Below are 17102 nucleotides of genomic sequence, written 5' to 3' on the forward strand. Positions count from 1 at the left end.
TGCGGGTGACTGCCCTACCCATTCCCCAGCCCCGCGCCGAGACCGCGGCGGACGCCACGAGAAGGCGCGCCGGCCGAAGTCTCGGCGTCGCCCTCCTCCTCGGCGCCGCGGGCTCCGCCGTGGTGCTGATCGCCTCCGGCCAGACCTGGGCCGAGGGCAGCGCCGTGGTGGCGGGCGGCAGCGTGTCGCTCGACGCCGGAGGCCGTGACGTCACCGGTGTCCCTGCCGCGCTCGCCGTCGTCGGCCTGGCCGCCCTCGTCGCCGTCTTCGCCGTCCGTACGGCCGGCCGGCTGCTGGTCTCCGCGCTGCTCGCCCTCAGCGGCGTGGGCGCGACCGTCGCCGCGCTCGTCGGCGCGAGCGACAGCGCGGCGCTCGACGACAAGGCCGCGCGTACGACGGGCGACACCGCCGCGACCGTCGGCGCCCTCACCCATACCGCCTGGCCCTACGCGACGGCGGCCGGCGGCCTGCTGATCCTGCTCGCCGGCCTGCTGGCCCTGCGGTACGGATCACACTGGCCGACCATGTCGGGCCGCTACGAGCGGGACGGCACCCCCCGCGCCGCCCGCGTCCGCGCGCCGGCCGCGAGCCCCGCCGGAGCCACCGTGGATCCCGACCGCCCCGAGGACATCTGGAAGGCCCTGGACCGGGGCGAGGACCCGACGAGCCGGGGCGTGTCCGGCACATAGCGCCGTCCGCCCGCGGGGGCGTCGCGCGCCCGGCGGGATATGGCACGGCCCCGGCTCGGTGACCGCCGTCGTGACCCCCCGGAGGGGAACGCCGACGGGTGCGGGACAATGAACGGTGAGCGTCCGACTCACCCAGCGCGCGACCCCAGCGCCACAGCAGCACATCAGCAAACGAGGAGCGAATTCATGGCGGGCAGCAGCCACGGACACACCCCGGCCGCCTGGACCGGTGTCACCATCTCTGTCATCGGCTTCTGCATCGCAGGCGTCTTCATGGTCGCGGCCGACCCCCTCGGGTTCGTCGTCGGCCTGGCGGTCATCCCCCTCGGTGGCATCGTCGGCCTCGCCATGCGGGCCGCGGGCCTCGGCGCGGTCAAGGAGTCCGAAGCGGCGAAGCAGGCCCGTGTGGAGGCCGCGCGGGCGTCCCTGGACCGCGCGGAGCGCGAGGCCCGGGAGCGTGGCGAGGGCCACCCCACCGGCCGGCCGAACGTCCAGGCGGAGCCCCAGCCGGCGAGTCAGACCGCGTAAGGCGCGTCCGCGGCGAAGTCCCGCCCGTTCTCAGGACGGGCGGGACTTCGCCGACACGCACCGGGCCCGGTCCGGATCGCCGCGACAGCGTCGGTCGGCGGTGCCCGGACCTGGTCCCGCACCGTGACACGAGGCGCGGCCCGGCCATGCCGGGCCGCGCCTCGCCTCGTCGCGTGGCGTCGCGTCGAGTCGCGTGGCGACGACGCGCGTACGGGGCCGGGCTGCGCCTTGCCGCCCCCGCGGGGGACAATCACCCGGTGGACGCCATGCCTGTACCCGCCGCGCCGCCCCCGGCCCCCGCTCCGGCGGCCCGCGCCCGGCGGCTCCTCGCCCCGCTGGGCACGCTCGTCGGCGTCGTCGCCGCCTTCACGTACGTCGGCCTGGTCGACCCCAACGAGAGCGGCCACTATCCCGTCTGCCCGTTGCTGAGCCTGACCGGCCTCTACTGCCCCGGCTGCGGCGGACTGCGCAGCGCCCACGCCGTCGCGCACGGCGACCTCGCCGCCGCCCTCGGTGCCAACGCGCTCGCCGTCATCGGGTACGGCGTCTTCGCCGCGGTCTGGCTCGTGTGGCTGATTCGCGTCGCTCGCGCCACACCGGTCCGGGTCTCGGTGCCACCCTTCCTGGGATGGGCCGTCGGCGCGGTGATCCTGGGCTTCACCGTGGTACGAAACCTGCCTTTCGGCTCGTCGCTCGCCCCATGAAGTCCCAGGTGATGGGATGCTCGACCGGCGGATGCGGGCCCCCGGCCCTCCTCCGGATACCATCGACATGGCTGATCCTGGTCCATGGCTGAATCCGACACCGTTCCCGGAAGGGGGCCGCTCGCGTGAGTGTGCTCGACGAGATCATCGAAGGCGTACGCGCCGACCTCGCGGAGCGGCAGACGCGCGTCGGCCTCGACGAGCTCAAGGAGCGCGCGGGCAAGGCGCGGCCGGCCAAGGACGGCGTCGCCGCACTGCGCGGCGAGGGCGTCACGGTGATCTGCGAGGTCAAGCGCTCCAGCCCCTCCAAGGGCGCGCTGGCCGCGATCGCCGACCCCGCCGGACTGGCCGCCGACTACGAGGCGGGCGGCGCGGCCGCCATCTCCGTACTGACCGAGCAGCGCCGCTTCGGCGGCTCGCTGGCCGACCTCGAAGCCGTCCGGGCCAAGGTCGACATCCCCGTCCTGCGCAAGGACTTCATCGTCACGGCGTACCAGCTGTGGGAGGCGCGCGCGTACGGCGCGGATCTCGTCCTGCTGATCGTCGCCGCCCTGGAGCAGCCCGCCCTCGTCTCGCTCATCGAGCGCGCCGAGTCCATCGGACTCACCCCGATCGTCGAGGTGCACGACGAGGACGAGGTGGAGCGCGCGGTCGACGCCGGGGCGAAGATCATCGGGGTCAACGCGCGTGACCTGAAGACGCTGAAGGTCGACCGCGGCACGTTCGAGCGGCTCGCGCCCGAGATTCCGGACGGCATCGTCAAGATCGCCGAGTCCGGTGTGCGCGGCCCGCACGACCTCATCGCGTACGCCAACGCGGGCGCCGACGCGGTGCTCGTCGGCGAGTCCCTGGTCACCGGGCGCGACCCCAAGTCGGCGGTGGCCGATCTGGTTGCCGCGGGCGCCCACCCGGCGCTGCGGCACGGGCGGAGCTGACCCCGCGCATGCCCGTCCCGCCCTCCTCCGGAACCCTGGCCGCCGTGCGCGCGCCCCACGCGCCGCTGGCGCGCGGGTGCCGGCCGCGCGGCTGCCGGGCCCCGGCCAGGCGGGTGCGCGGACGGCGGGTGCGGTACGTGATCGGTGACGAACCCGGTCAGGTCAACGGCATGCGATGGCGCGGGGCCGCGCTCCGGCGAGGCCCTTCCGACCACGACCGCCGCACGGCCACGTAGCCGCGCCGGCGACACACGTCCGGACCGGCCGGTCACCACGACCCGCGCCCCGCCCACACCGGGTACAGGGCCGCCTCGCTCATGGCGCATACGGTGCACCCACCCGTTGCTTCACGAGGAGATCATCCGTGACGACCCCTTCTTCCGAGTTCTTCATTCCCGACCCCACGGGCCTCAGCCCGAACGCCGAGGGCTACTTCGGCGAGTTCGGCGGCAAGTTCATCCCCGAGGCGCTCGTCGCCGCCGTCGACGAGGTCGCCGTCGAGTACGAGAAGGCCAAGGGCGACCCCGCCTTCACCGCCGAGCTCAACGACCTCATGGTCAACTACACCGGCCGTCCCAGCGCCCTCACCGAGGTCCCGCGGTTCGCCGCCGAGGCCGGCGGCGCCCGGGTGTTCCTCAAACGGGAGGACCTGAACCACACCGGGTCCCACAAGATCAACAACGTGCTCGGCCAGGCTCTGCTCACCAGGCGCATGGGCAAGACCCGTGTGATCGCCGAGACCGGCGCCGGACAGCACGGCGTCGCCACCGCGACCGCCTGCGCGCTCTTCGGGCTCGAATGCACCATCTACATGGGCGAGATCGACACCGAGCGCCAGGCGCTCAACGTCGCCCGCATGCGGATGCTCGGCGCCGAGGTCGTGCCGGTGAAATCCGGCAGCCGCACCCTGAAGGACGCCATCAACGAGGCGTTCCGCGACTGGGTCGCCAACGTGGACCGTACGCACTACCTCTTCGGCACCGTCGCCGGACCGCACCCCTTCCCCGCGATGGTGCGCGACTTCCACCGCGTCATCGGCGTCGAGGCGCGGCGCCAGATCCTGGAGCGGGCGGGCCGGCTGCCCGACGCGGCCGTCGCCTGTGTAGGAGGCGGGTCCAACGCGATCGGTCTCTTCCACGCGTTCCTCGCCGACGAGACCGTACGGCTGGTGGGCTGCGAGCCCGCGGGCCACGGCATCGAGACCGGCGAGCACGCGGCGACGCTGAGCGCGGGCGAGCCCGGCATCCTGCACGGTTCGCGGTCCTACGTCCTTCAGGACGAGGAGGGCCAGATCACCGAGCCGTACTCGATCTCCGCCGGACTCGACTACCCGGGCATCGGCCCCGAGCACGCGTACCTCAAGGACAGCGGGCGCGGCGAGTACCGGGCCGTGACCGACGACGAGGCCATGCAGGCGCTGCTGCTGCTGTCCCGCACCGAGGGCATCATTCCGGCCATCGAGAGCGCGCACGCGCTCGCCGGGGCGCTGGAGGTCGGCCGTGAGCTGGGGGAGGACGGCCTGATCGTCGTCAACCTCTCCGGGCGCGGCGACAAGGACATGGACACCGCTGCCCGCTACTTCGGGCTGTACGACGGGGAGAGCGCCAAGTGAGCGGGAACATCCAGCTGTTGAGCGACACCCTCGCCGCCGCGAGGAGCGAGGGACGCGCCGCGCTCATCGCCTATCTGCCCGCCGGATTCCCCACGGTCGACGGCGGCATCGACGCCGTGAAGGCCGTCTTCGACGGCGGCGCCGACGTGGTCGAGGTCGGGCTGCCGCACAGCGACCCGGTGCTCGACGGGCCCGTCATCCAGACCGCCGACGACATCGCCCTCAAGGGCGGCGTGAAGATCGCGGACGTGATGCGTACGGTCCGCGAGGCGTACGAGGCCACCGGAAAGCCGGTACTCGTCATGACGTACTGGAACCCGATCGACCGGTACGGCATCGAGCGGTTCACCGCCGAGCTGGCCGAGGCGGGCGGCGCCGGGTGCATCCTGCCCGACCTGCCCGTACAGGAGTCCGACGAGTGGAGGCAGCACGCCGAGAAGCACGGGCTGGCCACCGTCTTCGTGGTCGCGCCCAGCAGCAAGGACGACCGGCTCGCGAAGATCACGGCCGTGGGCTCCGGATTCGTCTACGCCGCCTCCCTGATGGGCGTCACCGGCACCCGCCGATCGGTGGGCGCACAGGCCCAGGAGCTGGTGCGGCGGACCCGCGCCACCACCGAGCTGCCGGTGTGCGTCGGGCTCGGGGTGTCCGACGCGGCGCAGGCCGCCGAGGTCGCCGCGTTCGCCGACGGGGTCATCGTCGGCTCGGCCTTCGTCAAGCTGATGCTGGACGCCCCCGACCGCGAGGCGGGGCTGGCGGCGGTCCGCGCGCTCGCCGCCGACCTGGCCGAAGGCGTTCGCAAGCGCTGACGGGTGGGGTAGCTCGTACGGGTGGACATGGGACCGGGGAGGTGCGCACGCGCCTCCCCGGTTCGTTGCTGAGGCGTGAGCGAGAAGAACCGAGAGGCAAAGAGAAGCGCCCGAGAGCGGCTTCAGGAGCAGCGTGAGCAGGAAAAGAGGCGGGACCGGCGCAAGCGCACCCTGATCGTCTCGGCGGCGGTGGTGGGCGTGCTGGGCGTGGCGGCGGCGATCGGACTCGTCGCCACCAACGCGAACAAGGACAAGGGCGGCGCCGCCGCGGGCCCCGTCCTCGCCCCGTCGGGCGCCCAGGGCAAGGACGAGCTGTCGATCCCCGTGGGCAGGGCCGACGCGCCGTCGACCCTCACCGTGTGGGAGGACTTCCGCTGCCCGGCCTGCGGCCAGTTCGAGAACGCGTTCCGGGACACGATCAAGGAGCTGGAGAGCGCGGGCCGGCTCAAGGTCGACTATCACCTCGCCACGATCATCGACGGCAACATGGGCGGCAGCGGCTCGCTGCGCGCGGCCAACGCGGCGGCGTGCGCCCAGGACGTGGGCAAGTTCGCGCCGTACCACGACACGCTCTTCCAGAATCAGCCGCCGGAGCCCGACGACGCCTTCGCCGACAACGCCAAGCTGCTGGAGCTCGCGGGCAAGGTCGACGGCCTGGAGTCGGCCCCCGGCTTCAAGCAGTGCGTGGAAAACGGCAAGCACGACAAATGGGTGGTGAATTCAAACACAGCGTTCCAGAAGGGCGGCTTCAGCGGCACGCCGACCGTCCTGCTCAACGGTGAATCCGTCTTCCCCAAGAAGGGCGGCGAGGACATCACCCCGGCCAACTTCAAGAGGTGGGTCACGGAGGCCAACCAGGGCAAGCAGCCGGGCACCGCACCGGCGACCCCGCCCCCCACCGGGGCTTCCCCCTCCTGAATCGACGGCCCGCGCGGCGCCTTTTCCGCGCGGGCTCGTTACCCAGACGTTGCCGGGCGGGTTGCCGTAGGCCCCGCCCGGCACGGTAGCGTCGGAACCGCCATGGACATTGCCTATATCCCCAGTCCGTCGAGCGGTGTGGTCCATCTCGGACCACTCCCGCTGCGCGGCTACGCGTTCTGCATCATTCTCGGTGTCTTCGTCGCCGTCTGGTACGGCAACAAGCGCTGGATCGCCCGCGGCGGCAAGGCCGGCACCGTGGCGGACATCTCCGTCTGGGCCGTGCCCTTCGGACTCGTCGGCGGCCGGCTCTACCACGTGATCACGGACTACCAGCTGTACTTCAGCGACGGTAAGGACTGGGTCGACGCCTTCAAGATCTGGGAGGGCGGCCTCGGGATCTGGGGCGCCATCGCCTTCGGCGCCGTCGGCGCCTGGATCGGCTGCCGCCGCCGGGGCATCCCGCTGCCCGCGTACGCGGACGCCATCGCACCCGCCATCGTGCTCGCCCAGGCCATCGGCCGCTGGGGCAACTGGTTCAACCAGGAGCTGTACGGCAAGCCCACCGATCTGCCGTGGGCGGTGAAGATCAGCGAAGGTGTGAACCGCGAGGCAGGCACCTACCACCCGACGTTCCTCTACGAGTCGCTGTGGTGCGTCGGTGTCGCGCTGCTCGTGGTCTGGGCCGACCGCCGCTTCAAGCTCGGCCACGGACGGGCGTTCGCCCTGTACGTCGCCGCCTACTGCGTAGGACGCGCCTGGATCGAGTATCTGCGCGTCGACGAGGCGCACCACGTGCTGGGGCTGCGCCTCAACGTGTGGACCGCGATCATCGTCTTCGTGCTGGCGGTCGTGTACATCGTGGTCTCGGCGCGGACCAGGCCGGGGCGCGAGGAGATCGTCGAGCCGGACCGGGAGACGCTGACCAAGAGCGGCAAGTCCAAGGACGGCGCGGACGGCGACGACAAGGACAAGGACAAGGACAAGGCCGAGAAGTCCGACGACACCAAGAGCGCCGGGGCGGACGCCGAGGCCGAACCCGACGCGACGGTCGACGCCGGGGGCGGCAGCGACCCCGCGGCGGCCAAGAACGCCTGACCCCGCACATCGCGCCACGAAAGGGCCGCCGGACCTCCTCAGGGGTCCGGCGGCCCTTTCGCGTGCTGCCCCGGGTCTCAGGCCCGCGTGGTCGCCCGCCCGGCCAGGAACAGTGTGCGGTGCGCCGCCGCCACGATCGCCGCGTCCACGAAGCGTCCGTCCGCCAGCGCCAGCGCCCCCGCGTCCTTCGCCGCCGCCTCGACGATCTCGGCAGCCGACTCCACCTCCCGCGCCGTGGGCAGATACGCGCGCTCGATCACCGGCAACTGGCGCGGATGGATCGCGGAGCGCCCGAAGAAGCCGAGCGAGCGGCCGTGCGCGCACGAGGCGGCCAGTCCCTCCAGGTCCCGCACGTCGGGGAAGACGGACTGGACGGGCGCGGGCAGACCGGCGGCCCGCGCCGCCACCACGACGCGGCTGCGCGGCCAGTCGAGCCCGGCGTCGCCGCGTACCCCCAGATCGGCGCGGAGGTCGGCCTCGCCGAGCGCGACACCCCGCACGGCGGGATGGGCCGCGGCGATGGCGTGGGCGTTCTCGATGGCGAGGGCGCATTCGAGCAGCGCGTACAGCGGGGTGTCCGGCGCGGTGGCGGCCACCCGGTGGATGTCCGAGGCGCGGGTGACCTTCGGCAGCCGCAGCCCGGCCAGACCGGGGAGCCCGGCCAGCGAGGGGATGTCGGACTCACCGGCGATGCGGACGTGGACCGGGGGAGTGGGGCCGGGGGCGCGCGACGCCAGCAGTTCGGCCGTCGCGGCGCGCGCGTACTCCCTGCGGTCGGCGGCCACCGCGTCCTCCAGGTCGACGATCACCGCGTCGGCGCCGGAGGCGAGCGCCTTCTGTACGACGTCGGGCCGGTCCCCGGGCACATAGAGCCAGGTGAGCGGGGCGTGCCCCGTCTCGCCGGTCACAGCGCGCCTTCCGTACGGAGGGCGGCGATCTCCGGTGCCGACAGACCCAGCTCGGTGAGGACCGCGTCCGTGTCGGCGCCGTGCGGGCGGCCAGCCCAGCGGATGGAGCCGGGGGTCTCGGAGAGCCGGAAGAGGACGTTCTGCATCCGGAGCGGGCCCAGCTCCGGGTCCGGGACCTCGGTGACGCTGTCCAGGGCCCGGTACTGCGGGTCGTCCATGACGTCGCGGATGTCGTAGACGGGCGCGATCGCCGCCTCCGCCTTCTCGAACGCGGCCATCGCGTCCTCGCGCGTATGCCGGGCGATCCAGCCGCCGACCGCCTCGTCGAGCACGTCGGCGTGCTCGGCCCGCCCGCCGCCGGTGCCGAACCACGGCTCGTCGGCCAGCTCCGCCCTGCCCACCAGCCGCATCACGCGCTCGGCGATCGACTGGGCGGAGGTGGAGACCGCGAGCCAGGAGCCGTCGGCGGTGCGGTAGGTGTTGCGGGGGGCGTTGTTACGGGAGCGGTTGCCGGTACGGGGCTGTACGTAGCCGAGCTGGTCGTACCAGAGCGGCTGCGGCCCCAGCACCGTCAGGATCGGCTCGATGATCGCCAGGTCGACCACCTGGCCCCGGCCCGTCGTCGCCCGGCCGTTGAGCGCGGTCATCACGGCGTACGCGGTGGCCAGCGCGGCGATCGAGTCGGCCAGCCCGAACGGGGGCAGCGTCGGCGGCCCGTCGGGCTCGCCGGTCATCGCGGCGAACCCGCTCATCGCCTCGGCGAGCGTGCCGAACCCGGGGCGGTGGGAGTAGGGGCCGAACTGCCCGAAGCCGGTGACCCGGGCGAGGACCAACCGGGGGTTGACGGCGGAGAGTTCGGCCCAGCCCAGGCCCCACCTCTCCAGAGTGCCGGGGCGGAAGTTCTCCACGATCACGTCCGCGTCGGCGGCCAGCCGCAGCAGGACGTCACGGCCGCGCGGGGTGGCGAGGTCGAGCGTGATGGCGCGCTTGTTGCGGCCCAGGATCTTCCACCAGAGACCGACACCGTCCTTCGCCGGTCCGTGCCCGCGCGACGGGTCGGGGCGGGTGGGGTGCTCGACCTTGACGACCTCGGCGCCGAAGTCGCCGAGCATGGTGGCGGCGAGGGGGCCGGCGAACAGGGTGGCGAGGTCGAGGACGCGCAGGCCGTGCAGCGGGGGAGTGGCTTCGGCGTTCATGAGGCGGCCTCGTCGATCTCGGAGCGGTACGGCATGGACGTGGACGCCCCGTGGCGCCGCACGCAGAGCGCGGCGGCGGCCGACGCCCAGCGCGTCGCCCCGTCCATCGGACGGCCCTCGCCGATCGCCACGGCGAGCGCGCCGACGAACGTGTCGCCGGCGCCCGTCGTGTCCACGGCGGTCACCTCCGGCGCGGGGACGGCGACGGGCTCGGCGCCGTGCGCCGCGTACAGACAGCCCGCCGCGCCCAGGGTGATCACGACCTCGGGGACCTGCCGGAGCAGCACCTCGGCCGCGGCGTACGGGTCGGCGACGCCCGCGAGCGCGGCGGCCTCGTGCTCGTTGGGCACCAACAGATCGGTGGCGGTGAGGAGTTCGGGTGGCAGGGGCTGGACGGGGGCGGGGGTGAGGATCGTGCGTACGCCGTGCCGCCGGGCCGCCCGCGCGCCGTCGAGCACGACGCTCAGCGGGAGTTCGAGCTGGAGGAGCAGGGAGCCGGCGGTGCTGATAAGAGTCTCCTCGCCGGGGCCGAGCGCGGTGAGGGTGCCGTTCGCGCCGGGGACGACGACGATCGCGTTGCCGCCCTCGTCGTCCACCACGATGTGCGCGGTGCCGGAGGGGCCTTCGGCGGTGTGGAGGAGGTCGGTGTCCACGCCCGACGAGGTGAGCGTGTGCCGGAGCCGTACGCCGAACTCGTCGGCGCCCACCGCGCCGATCATCGCCACGTCGCCACCGGCGCGGGCGGCGGCGACGGCCTGGTTGGCGCCCTTGCCGCCGGGGACCGTACGGAATTCACGCCCCGTGACGGTCTCCCCGTGCTTCGGGGCCCGCGCGACGTACGCGACGAGGTCCATGTTGGTGCTGCCGAGCACCACGATGCCGGTCATGGGCGGAGTGCCTCCTGGGTGAGTCGGGCGAGTTCGTCGAAACCGATGCCGTCGAATCCGGCGACGGAGGTGGCGAGCCGGTTCTTGAGCGGGGCCGTCCACCGCTCGGGCAGCCGGTCCGGGTGCCCGGCGAGCAGACCGGCGACGGAACCGGCGGTCGCCCCGTTCGAGTCGGTGTCCCAACCGCCGGACACGGCACGGCAGATGGAGCCGGTGAAGTCGCCGTCGGCGTGGGTGAGGGCGGCGGCGAGGAGTGCGGCGTTGGGGATGGCGTGGACCCAGTGGTAGTGGTCGTGGGCGGCGTGCAGTCGGTCGACGACGGTGTCGAAGTCCTGGTGGGCGCGGGCGGTGTCGATCGCCTTCCGCACAGCTTCCGCGAGGCGCGAGCGCGGGGGTACGACGGCGAGACCATTCTGGAGGCAGGCGTGCACGTCCGCGCCGCCGCTGCCCGCCGCAGCGATCGTGCCCGCGACGAACATCGCGCCGTACACGCCGTTGGCGGTGTGCGTCAGCGCCGCGTCCCGGTGCGCCTGGGCGGCGGCCGACACGGGGTCGCCGGGGTACGCCCAGCCGTGTACGTCGGCGCGGATCGCCGCGCCGATCCACTCCCGGAACGGGTTGTGGTGCCGGGCGGTGTCCGGCGGCTCGATCCCGGAGAGCAGATTGCGGTACGCGACGCGCTCGGCGGTGAACGTACGCCCGGCGGGCAACTCGTCGAGCCAGAGGCGGGCGACGTCGCGGGTGCGGAAGCCGCGGCCGTACCGCCGGAGCAACAGCACATTGAGAAGGGGGTAGTTGAGGTCGTCGTCCTCGGGCATGCCGTCGATGTTCTCGGCGAGGGAGTTGGCGGCGGACCGCCGATTCCAGGGGTGCGCGGCGGCGAGGTCCGGGGGGAGGCCCTTGGCGGTGAACCAGGTGGTGAGGGGCCAGTTGCCGGTGGCGCGGGCGAGGGCGCGGACGGCGGGGAGGGGGAGTTTCTCGACGGGCTTCCCGAGAAGGCATCCGGCGGCGCGGCCGAGCCAGGCGGCGTGCAACTGGTGCGAGCTGAGGGCTTCCCCCGTCCCGCCCCTTCCCGAAACCGGGGGCGGGGCCCCGGACCCCCCTGGGTCGGTCGTGCCCGCCGGGCCGGGTGGCGCGCTTCGCGGTGCGGTGGTGGCCGGCATCGTGGGCGGGGCCCCGGACCCCTGGCGGGTGGCGGGTGGTGTCGGACGCGAGGCGCCACGCTCCCGGGTGGTGGCAGGTGGTGCCGAAGGCCCGGATGGGGACAGGTCCGGGGCCGTGGACCGTTCCGGACCGGCGGTCGCGCCGCCGGCCGCCGGCGTCTGCGATGCCGTTGGGGCGGTGTGCTCCCGGGCGTCCTCCGCCGAGGGCGCGCGTCGGATCGGCCGGCCGTCGCCGCAGGCCCGTGCGATCTCCGGCAGCGACGTCGGTTCCTTCCCCGCCAACGGCGTCGGCAGCAGCGCCAGTTCGTCCAGCAGTCGCAGGGCCAGCGCGCGCAGTTCCGGGGTCGCCGGTGGGGTGGACGCGCCCGCGCGGGACGGGGACGGTGGGCCGCCCGACCTGTACCAGGTGGTGGCCTGCGCCGCCGCGTCGCGGCCGTCCTCGGACGCCTGGCGGAGTTCGTGGCCCAGCAGGTCCTCCGGCTGGACCCAGGTCACCCGCAACGGCTCCTCCGTCATCGCGCCACCGTCAGCGCGCCGAAGGCCGACTCGTGGGCGCGGCGGCGTGCCGAGTCTCGTTCGTGGACCTCGTACGCGACCTCCGTCAGCGTCCGCCCCGGGCCGTGCAGGTCGAGACGGCTCGCCTCCGCGACGCGCTTCGACCAGTCCGGCGGGATCGTCCCCTCGCCGGACAGCGCCCCGGCCACCGCCCCGCTCATCGTCGCGATCGAGTCGCAGTCACGGCCGTAGTTGACCGAACCCAGCACCGTACGGCGGTAGTCGCCGTCGCCGACGAGCAACATGCCCAGCGCGACGGGGAGTTCCTCGATGGAGTGCAGCCGCGAGGGACGGCGCGCGCCGAGGGACGGGGCGCGGTAGTCGGGGCCCACGGTGTCGAACGGCGCGACGGCCTCCCGCAGCGGACGCAGCGCGGGCTCGAAGTCCTGGTAAACGGCGGCCACTTCGCACACCGCCTCGATCGCGGCGCGCGTCCCGTCCTTGGCGAGCACCAGGCACGCCTCGACGACACTCGTCGGCGTCGCACCCGGCACGCACGCCGCCGCGACCGCAGCCGCGAGGACCCCGGCCGCCTCCCTCCCGTACGAGGACTGGTGCGCGCCGGCGACATCGACGGCCTCCGCGTACGCCGCCGCGGGATTCGCCGCGTTGACCAGTCCCACCGGCGCCATGTACATCGCCGCACCGCAGTTGACGATGTTCCCGGCGCCCGCCTCGCGGGGGTCGACGTGCCCGTAGTGGATACGGGCGACGAGCCACTTCTCGGCGAGGAAGATCCGCTGGAGTGGCAGCGCCCGCGCCTCCAACTCCGGGATCCAGCGCGGCGTGGAGATCAGGTCGGGGACGAGATGGTCGGCGACGGCGTACGCGTCGAGATGGTCGCGCACCGTGTCGTACACCCGGACCAGCGCGTGCGTCATCAAGGTGTCGTCGGTGACGTGGCCGTCGCCCTTGTGGTACGGGGCGATGGGCCGCGCCGTACGCCAGTCCTCGTTCCACGGGCCGACGATGCCGGACACCCGGCCGCCGTGCCGGTCCATGATCTGCTCCGGGGTGTAGCCCTCGACGGGGCCGCCGAGCGCGTCGCCGACGGCCGCGCCGACGAGACTGCCGGTGATCCGGTCTTCGAGCGTGGGGATGGGGGTGGAGGTCGTCATGCCGGAATTGTCCACCCGGGTGCGTCCCGTCGGGGTGAAGCTCGCCGCCCGTGGCGCTACGGGGAGTTGTGGTCCGCCGCGGTGAGCGTGTGCGTCAACAGCCCGGCGAGTTCCACCAGGTCCGTACCCGCGAGGCGGGGCAGCGCGCAGCCCGCCAGGGTGCGGCAGGCGTCGCGCCAGGTCGGGGGTACGGCCGCGCCGCCGCCGAGCGCCCCGGTCAGCGCGCCGGCGAGCGCGGGCGCGGAGTCCGCGACGCGCGAGAGGCAGGCGGCGGCGGGTACGGCGGCGGAAACGCTCCCCCCGGAGGCGAGGGTCAGGGCGAGGGCGACCGGCACGGTTTCCGCCGCCGCGATGCCGTAGCTGTAGACGTGGTCGACGATCTGATGCTCCAGCAGCGGGACGAGCGCGAACGCACCGGCCGGTTCGTGCGCGAAGTCCCTTGCCAGCTTGACCGCGTGCTGGGCGTTGCGGCCGATCTCCGTGCTGTCCGGGAGCTGTTCGAGCGCGGCGGCGACCGCCGTCGCGGCGTCGGCGCCGCCGAGCGCCGCGGCGACGGCGGCGGCCATCGCGCGGGCGCCGTGCACCCCGTCGCCGTCCTGCGTGTAGCGCGCGTCGAACTCGGCGAGCTCGGCCGCGGCGTGCGGCCGTCCCGGATGGACGACGGCCAGCACCACGGCCCGTACGCAGGCCGCGTCGTCGAAGTAGTGCGGGTTGTCGTGACCGGTCGCGGGCGGGCGCAGGCCGGTGGCGAGATTGCCGAGCCCGGCGCGTACGGAGATCCGGGCGCGGAGCGGCAGTACGGCGGACTCCACCTCGGGCGCCCGGTCCGCCGCCGCGGCGACCTCGCTGGCGAGGGTGTTCCAGGCGAGGTCGACGGCGGCGCGCGTCCGGCGGCCGGCGGGGAGGCCGACGAAGAGATCGCCGAAGGCGGTGAGCACGGTCTCGGCGGCGAAGGCGGCCCACTCGGCGTCGTCGGACGGGCCGAGGCGCAGGGGCTCGGGGGGCTGGTTGAGGGCGATGGGGACGGGGAGGGTGGTGGTCGCGTTCTGCTCGGCGAAGGTTTCGAGCTCGCGGGTGAGCCGCCGGGTCCACTCGGGCATCCGCGCGGCCCGGTGCCGCGCGGCGGGCCACCCGGCGGCATCCCCGGCGGCGAGCCCGAGAAGCAGCCCTTCGACCCGGTCACGCTCCGGCGCCACACCCGTGCCGGCCGCGCGGCGGTCCCGGGCGGCGAGATGCGCGCAACGGGGCGCGTCGGCGACCGGATCCCGCCGGGCGGCCGGTCGACGGCCGGGCATCGGCCGGTCGAGTACCCGAGGGGCAGCCGGGTGTCCGTCGGCCACCGACCGGGGCGAACCACGACGGATCGGTTCTTCGCCGGTCGCCGGGCGGGGTGGGACCTGCCCGGCGGTGAGTCGGTCGGCAGTCGGTGGCTGGGCCGACTGGCGTCCGGGGACCGGTTCGCCGCCGGCCCCTGGCGGGGCCGGGTCCGGTTCGGCGGCGACTTCGTCCGCAGCCCCGACCCGGGCCGCGCTGTGCCCGTCGGCCGTGTGGTCGTCGGTATCCCGCCCGGCCGTGACGCGGCGGACGGTCGGTTCAACCTCAGCCCCGCCCCGGGCCGGGTCCCGCCCCGTGGTCGGGTGGTCGCCGTTCTGCCACCCGGCCGTGACGGGGCGGACGGTCGGTTCAACCGCAGCCCCGAGCCGGGCCGGGTCCTGCCCGGCGGGTGGCGGAGCCGCGGCCCCCAGCCCGTCCTGCGCTTGAGGACACCCCCGCGCCCCGCCGTCGACGTCGCCCACGTCGCCCACGTACGTGACCTCCCGCCGACCCGGCTCCACCCCCTGGCCCTCGTCGTCCGGTGTCAGCAGGTCCGCGATGTCCAGGACGTGGTAGCCGCGCATCGACGGCAGGCAGCTGCCACGTACGGGGCCGATCGCCGAGGACCACTCCTCGGGGATCGAAGCGGCTCCGGACACCGCCCCCGACAGCGCGCCCGCGACCGCCGCCGTGGTGTCGGCGTCGCGGCCCATGTTGACCGCCGTCAGGACCGACGTACGGAAATCCCCGCGGGCCGCGGCGAACGCGCCGAACGCCAGGCCCACCGCCTCCGGTGCCAGGTCCGTCCACGGGTAGCCGCCGATGACGACCGCGGAGCGTACCGCCCGCTCCATGGTCAGCGTGTCGGGGTACTCGCGTCCCGCCGCGGCCACCGCGCGGCGCAGGGAGCGCGCCGTCCAGGAGTCCATCGGGATCGCGGAGAGCGCCGCGGCGACCACGGCGGCCGGGCCCGCGCCCGTCATCGCGGCGGCGACACCCGCCGCCACCGCCTGGCCGCCGTAGATGCCCTCGCCGTCGTGGCTGACGGTGCCGTCGACCGCGACGAGGCGGGCCGCCTCGGCCGGGCGGCCGGCCGCGAAGACGCCGAACGGGGCCGCCCGCATCGCGAGGCCGTCGCTCCAGGCGTGCCGGTGCTGGGCGGTGATCGGGGCGGCGAGGCCCCGGCGCAGATTCTCCAGCGTGCCGCGCTCGCTGAAGCCCGCTCCCCGGAACGGGCCCTCGTCGAGGTCGGCCAGCCAGTGGTGCCAGGCGTTCTCGACGTGGGTGACGGTCAGCGCCGAGCCGTGTCTGGCCAGGAGGAGGCCGGAGAAGATCGCGTACTCGGTGTCGTCGGTGCCGGCCGGGCTGTCGGTGACGAAGCCTTCGATACGGCCCCAGCGGCGGCGGATCTCCGAGGGGCGCATGTTCTCGGCGGGGGCGCCCAGCGCGTCGCCGACGGCGAGGCCGAGCAGCGCGCCACGCGCCCGTTCCCGCAGAGCGGCGATCCCCGGGACGGGGCCGGAACCGCAGGCAGTCAACTCCATCGCGGGGCCTTTCGCGGACATCGGGCCCAGAGAGGCCCCTCGTCCTCCCATGCCTCCCACGCCGTGCCCCCGAGGAGTCCCACCGGCGGGCCTGTCACCCGGCTGGTGCCCTGGTAAGCATGGCTTTCCTTGCTGGCGGGGGTGCTGTTTCGTGCGTAGTTTCGAAGCGGTGGCGGGGTGTCCCGCCACCGGGGAACAGCGGGACCAGCAGGGGAAGGGGACAGCCGTGTCCGTCATGGACAACGAGGCGTCGCTCCACGGAGCGCACCGCGACAATCACACGCACCGCGATGTGAACGGCGGCTGGCTGCGTCCCGCGGTGTTCGGCGCGATGGACGGACTCGTCTCGAACCTCGCGCTGATGACCGGTGTGGCGGGCGGCGCCGTCGACCGGCCGACCATCGTCATCACCGGACTCGCGGGCCTGGCGGCCGGCGCCTTCTCGATGGCGGCGGGGGAGTACACCTCCGTGGCGTCCCAGCGCGAGCTGGTCCAGGCCGAGCTGGATGTGGAGCGGCGGGAGCTGCGCACGTACCCCAAGGACGAGATGGCGGAGCTGGCCGAGCTGTACGAGTCGCGCGGTGTCGAGCCCGACCTGGCGCGCCAGGTCGCGGAGCAGCTCTCGCGGGACCCCGAGCTGGCGCTGGAGATCCACGCGCGCGAGGAGCTGGGGATCGACCCGGACGATCTGCCGTCGCCGATGGTCGCCGCGGTGTCGTCGTTCGGCTGTTTCGCCCTGGGCGCGCTGCTGCCCGTCCTGCCGTATCTGTTCGGCGCCACCGTCCTGTGGCCCGCCGTGCTGGTGGCCCTGGCCGGTCTCTTCGCCTGCGGCGCGCTGGTGGCGCGCGTGACGGCGCGCAGCTGGTGGTACAGCGGTCTGCGCCAGCTCCTCCTCGGCGGTACGGCGGCGGCGCTCACGTACGGACTCGGGACGCTCTTCGGGGCGGCCGTCTAGGTACGTACGGCTCGTAGCGGCTTTCGCGGCTTCCACGGCACCCAAGGGGACAGACGCCCCACGTGCGACATATTGCGTGGTCGGGGCGGTGCCGTCACTGTGGTGACGAACATCCCTCGATCATCCGTCAACGGTTGCTCCACCCGGGTGGGACACTATGCATGGCGTC

15 protein-coding genes and 2 pseudogenes are annotated in these 17102 nt (G+C 74.0%); 10 read left to right on the forward strand and 7 right to left on the reverse strand.

From position 1 onward, the window contains the following. Positions 1-5 precede the first annotated feature (5 nt). The 9 genes and pseudogenes from P3L51_RS03915 to lgt all read left to right on the forward strand — a co-directional run bounded on the left by P3L51_RS03915 (position 6) and on the right by lgt (position 7293). A complete protein-coding gene (locus P3L51_RS03915; protein ID WP_435594365.1) occupies positions 6-689 on the forward strand; it encodes a TIGR02234 family membrane protein in 684 nt (227 codons plus the stop codon). 186 nt (positions 690-875) lie between these two features. Further along, positions 876-1115: pseudogene (locus tag P3L51_RS03920) on the forward strand (HGxxPAAW family protein); the annotation flags it as partial. Positions 1116-1483: 368 nt separating this feature from the next. Further along, a complete protein-coding gene (locus P3L51_RS03925) occupies positions 1484-1921 on the forward strand; it encodes a DUF2752 domain-containing protein (protein WP_354603634.1) in 438 nt (145 codons plus the stop codon). 125 nt (positions 1922-2046) lie between these two features. Continuing rightward, positions 2047-2856: an indole-3-glycerol phosphate synthase TrpC gene (gene trpC / locus P3L51_RS03930; protein WP_354603604.1), complete on the forward strand. Its 810-nt coding sequence runs from the start codon at positions 2047-2049 to the stop codon at positions 2854-2856. 8 nt (positions 2857-2864) lie between these two features. Next, a complete protein-coding gene (trpM, locus tag P3L51_RS03935) occupies positions 2865-3092 on the forward strand; it encodes a tryptophan biosynthesis modulator TrpM (protein WP_354603605.1) in 228 nt (75 codons plus the stop codon). Between the two features lie 128 nt (positions 3093-3220). Then, positions 3221-4468: a tryptophan synthase subunit beta gene (trpB, locus tag P3L51_RS03940; protein ID WP_354603606.1), complete on the forward strand. Its 1248-nt coding sequence runs from the start codon at positions 3221-3223 to the stop codon at positions 4466-4468. Then, a complete protein-coding gene (trpA, locus tag P3L51_RS03945) occupies positions 4465-5277 on the forward strand; it encodes a tryptophan synthase subunit alpha (protein ID WP_354603607.1) in 813 nt (270 codons plus the stop codon). Before trpB ends, trpA begins: the two co-directional genes overlap by 4 nt. A 75-nt stretch (positions 5278-5352) precedes the next feature. Next, the gene (locus tag P3L51_RS03950; protein WP_354603608.1) at positions 5353-6195 is read left to right on the forward strand and encodes a thioredoxin domain-containing protein; all 843 of its coding nucleotides are present in this window, start codon (positions 5353-5355) and stop codon (positions 6193-6195) included. A gap of 102 nt (positions 6196-6297) precedes the next feature. After that, on the forward strand, positions 6298-7293 hold the full coding sequence (lgt, locus tag P3L51_RS03955; RefSeq protein WP_354603609.1) for a prolipoprotein diacylglyceryl transferase: 996 nt from the start codon (positions 6298-6300) through the stop codon (positions 7291-7293). Positions 7294-7370: 77 nt separating this feature from the next. On the opposite strand, the gene P3L51_RS03960 is transcribed toward lgt, so the two are convergent. The 7 genes and pseudogenes from P3L51_RS03960 to P3L51_RS03990 form a co-directional block, all read right to left on the reverse strand. Continuing rightward, positions 7371-8201 carry an HpcH/HpaI aldolase/citrate lyase family protein gene (locus tag P3L51_RS03960; RefSeq protein WP_354603610.1) on the reverse strand — a complete coding sequence of 277 codons (831 nt, stop codon included), beginning with the start codon at positions 8199-8201 and terminating at the stop codon, positions 7371-7373. Further along, a complete protein-coding gene (locus P3L51_RS03965; protein ID WP_354603611.1) occupies positions 8198-9397 on the reverse strand; it encodes a CaiB/BaiF CoA transferase family protein in 1200 nt (399 codons plus the stop codon). Before P3L51_RS03965 ends, P3L51_RS03960 begins: the two co-directional genes overlap by 4 nt. Next, positions 9394-10284 carry a ribokinase gene (gene rbsK, locus P3L51_RS03970; protein ID WP_354603612.1) on the reverse strand — a complete coding sequence of 297 codons (891 nt, stop codon included), beginning with the start codon at positions 10282-10284 and terminating at the stop codon, positions 9394-9396. The genes P3L51_RS03965 and rbsK overlap by 4 nt, the downstream gene beginning before the upstream one ends. Continuing rightward, on the reverse strand, positions 10281-11963 hold the full coding sequence (locus tag P3L51_RS03975; protein WP_354603613.1) for an ADP-ribosylglycohydrolase family protein: 1683 nt from the start codon (positions 11961-11963) through the stop codon (positions 10281-10283). The genes rbsK and P3L51_RS03975 overlap by 4 nt, the downstream gene beginning before the upstream one ends. Continuing rightward, positions 11960-13120, reverse strand: a complete 1161-nt coding sequence (locus P3L51_RS03980) for an ADP-ribosylglycohydrolase family protein (protein WP_354603614.1) — start codon at positions 13118-13120, stop codon at positions 11960-11962. Before P3L51_RS03980 ends, P3L51_RS03975 begins: the two co-directional genes overlap by 4 nt. A 56-nt stretch (positions 13121-13176) precedes the next feature. Continuing rightward, entirely contained in the window at positions 13177-14415 is a 1239-nt protein-coding gene (locus P3L51_RS03985) for an ADP-ribosylglycohydrolase family protein (protein WP_354603635.1), read from the reverse strand. A gap of 545 nt (positions 14416-14960) precedes the next feature. Beyond that, positions 14961-15978, reverse strand: a pseudogene (locus tag P3L51_RS03990) (ADP-ribosylglycohydrolase family protein); the annotation flags it as partial. Positions 15979-16213: 235 nt separating this feature from the next. Between P3L51_RS03990 and P3L51_RS03995 the strand changes: the two are divergent. Then, on the forward strand, positions 16214-16933 hold the full coding sequence (locus tag P3L51_RS03995; RefSeq protein ID WP_435594366.1) for a VIT1/CCC1 transporter family protein: 720 nt from the start codon (positions 16214-16216) through the stop codon (positions 16931-16933). The last annotated feature ends 169 nt before the right edge of the window (positions 16934-17102 follow it).

This window comes from Streptomyces panacea (genome assembly GCF_040560175.1).
In the GTDB taxonomy this organism is placed as follows: domain Bacteria; phylum Actinomycetota; class Actinomycetes; order Streptomycetales; family Streptomycetaceae; genus Streptomyces; species Streptomyces panacea.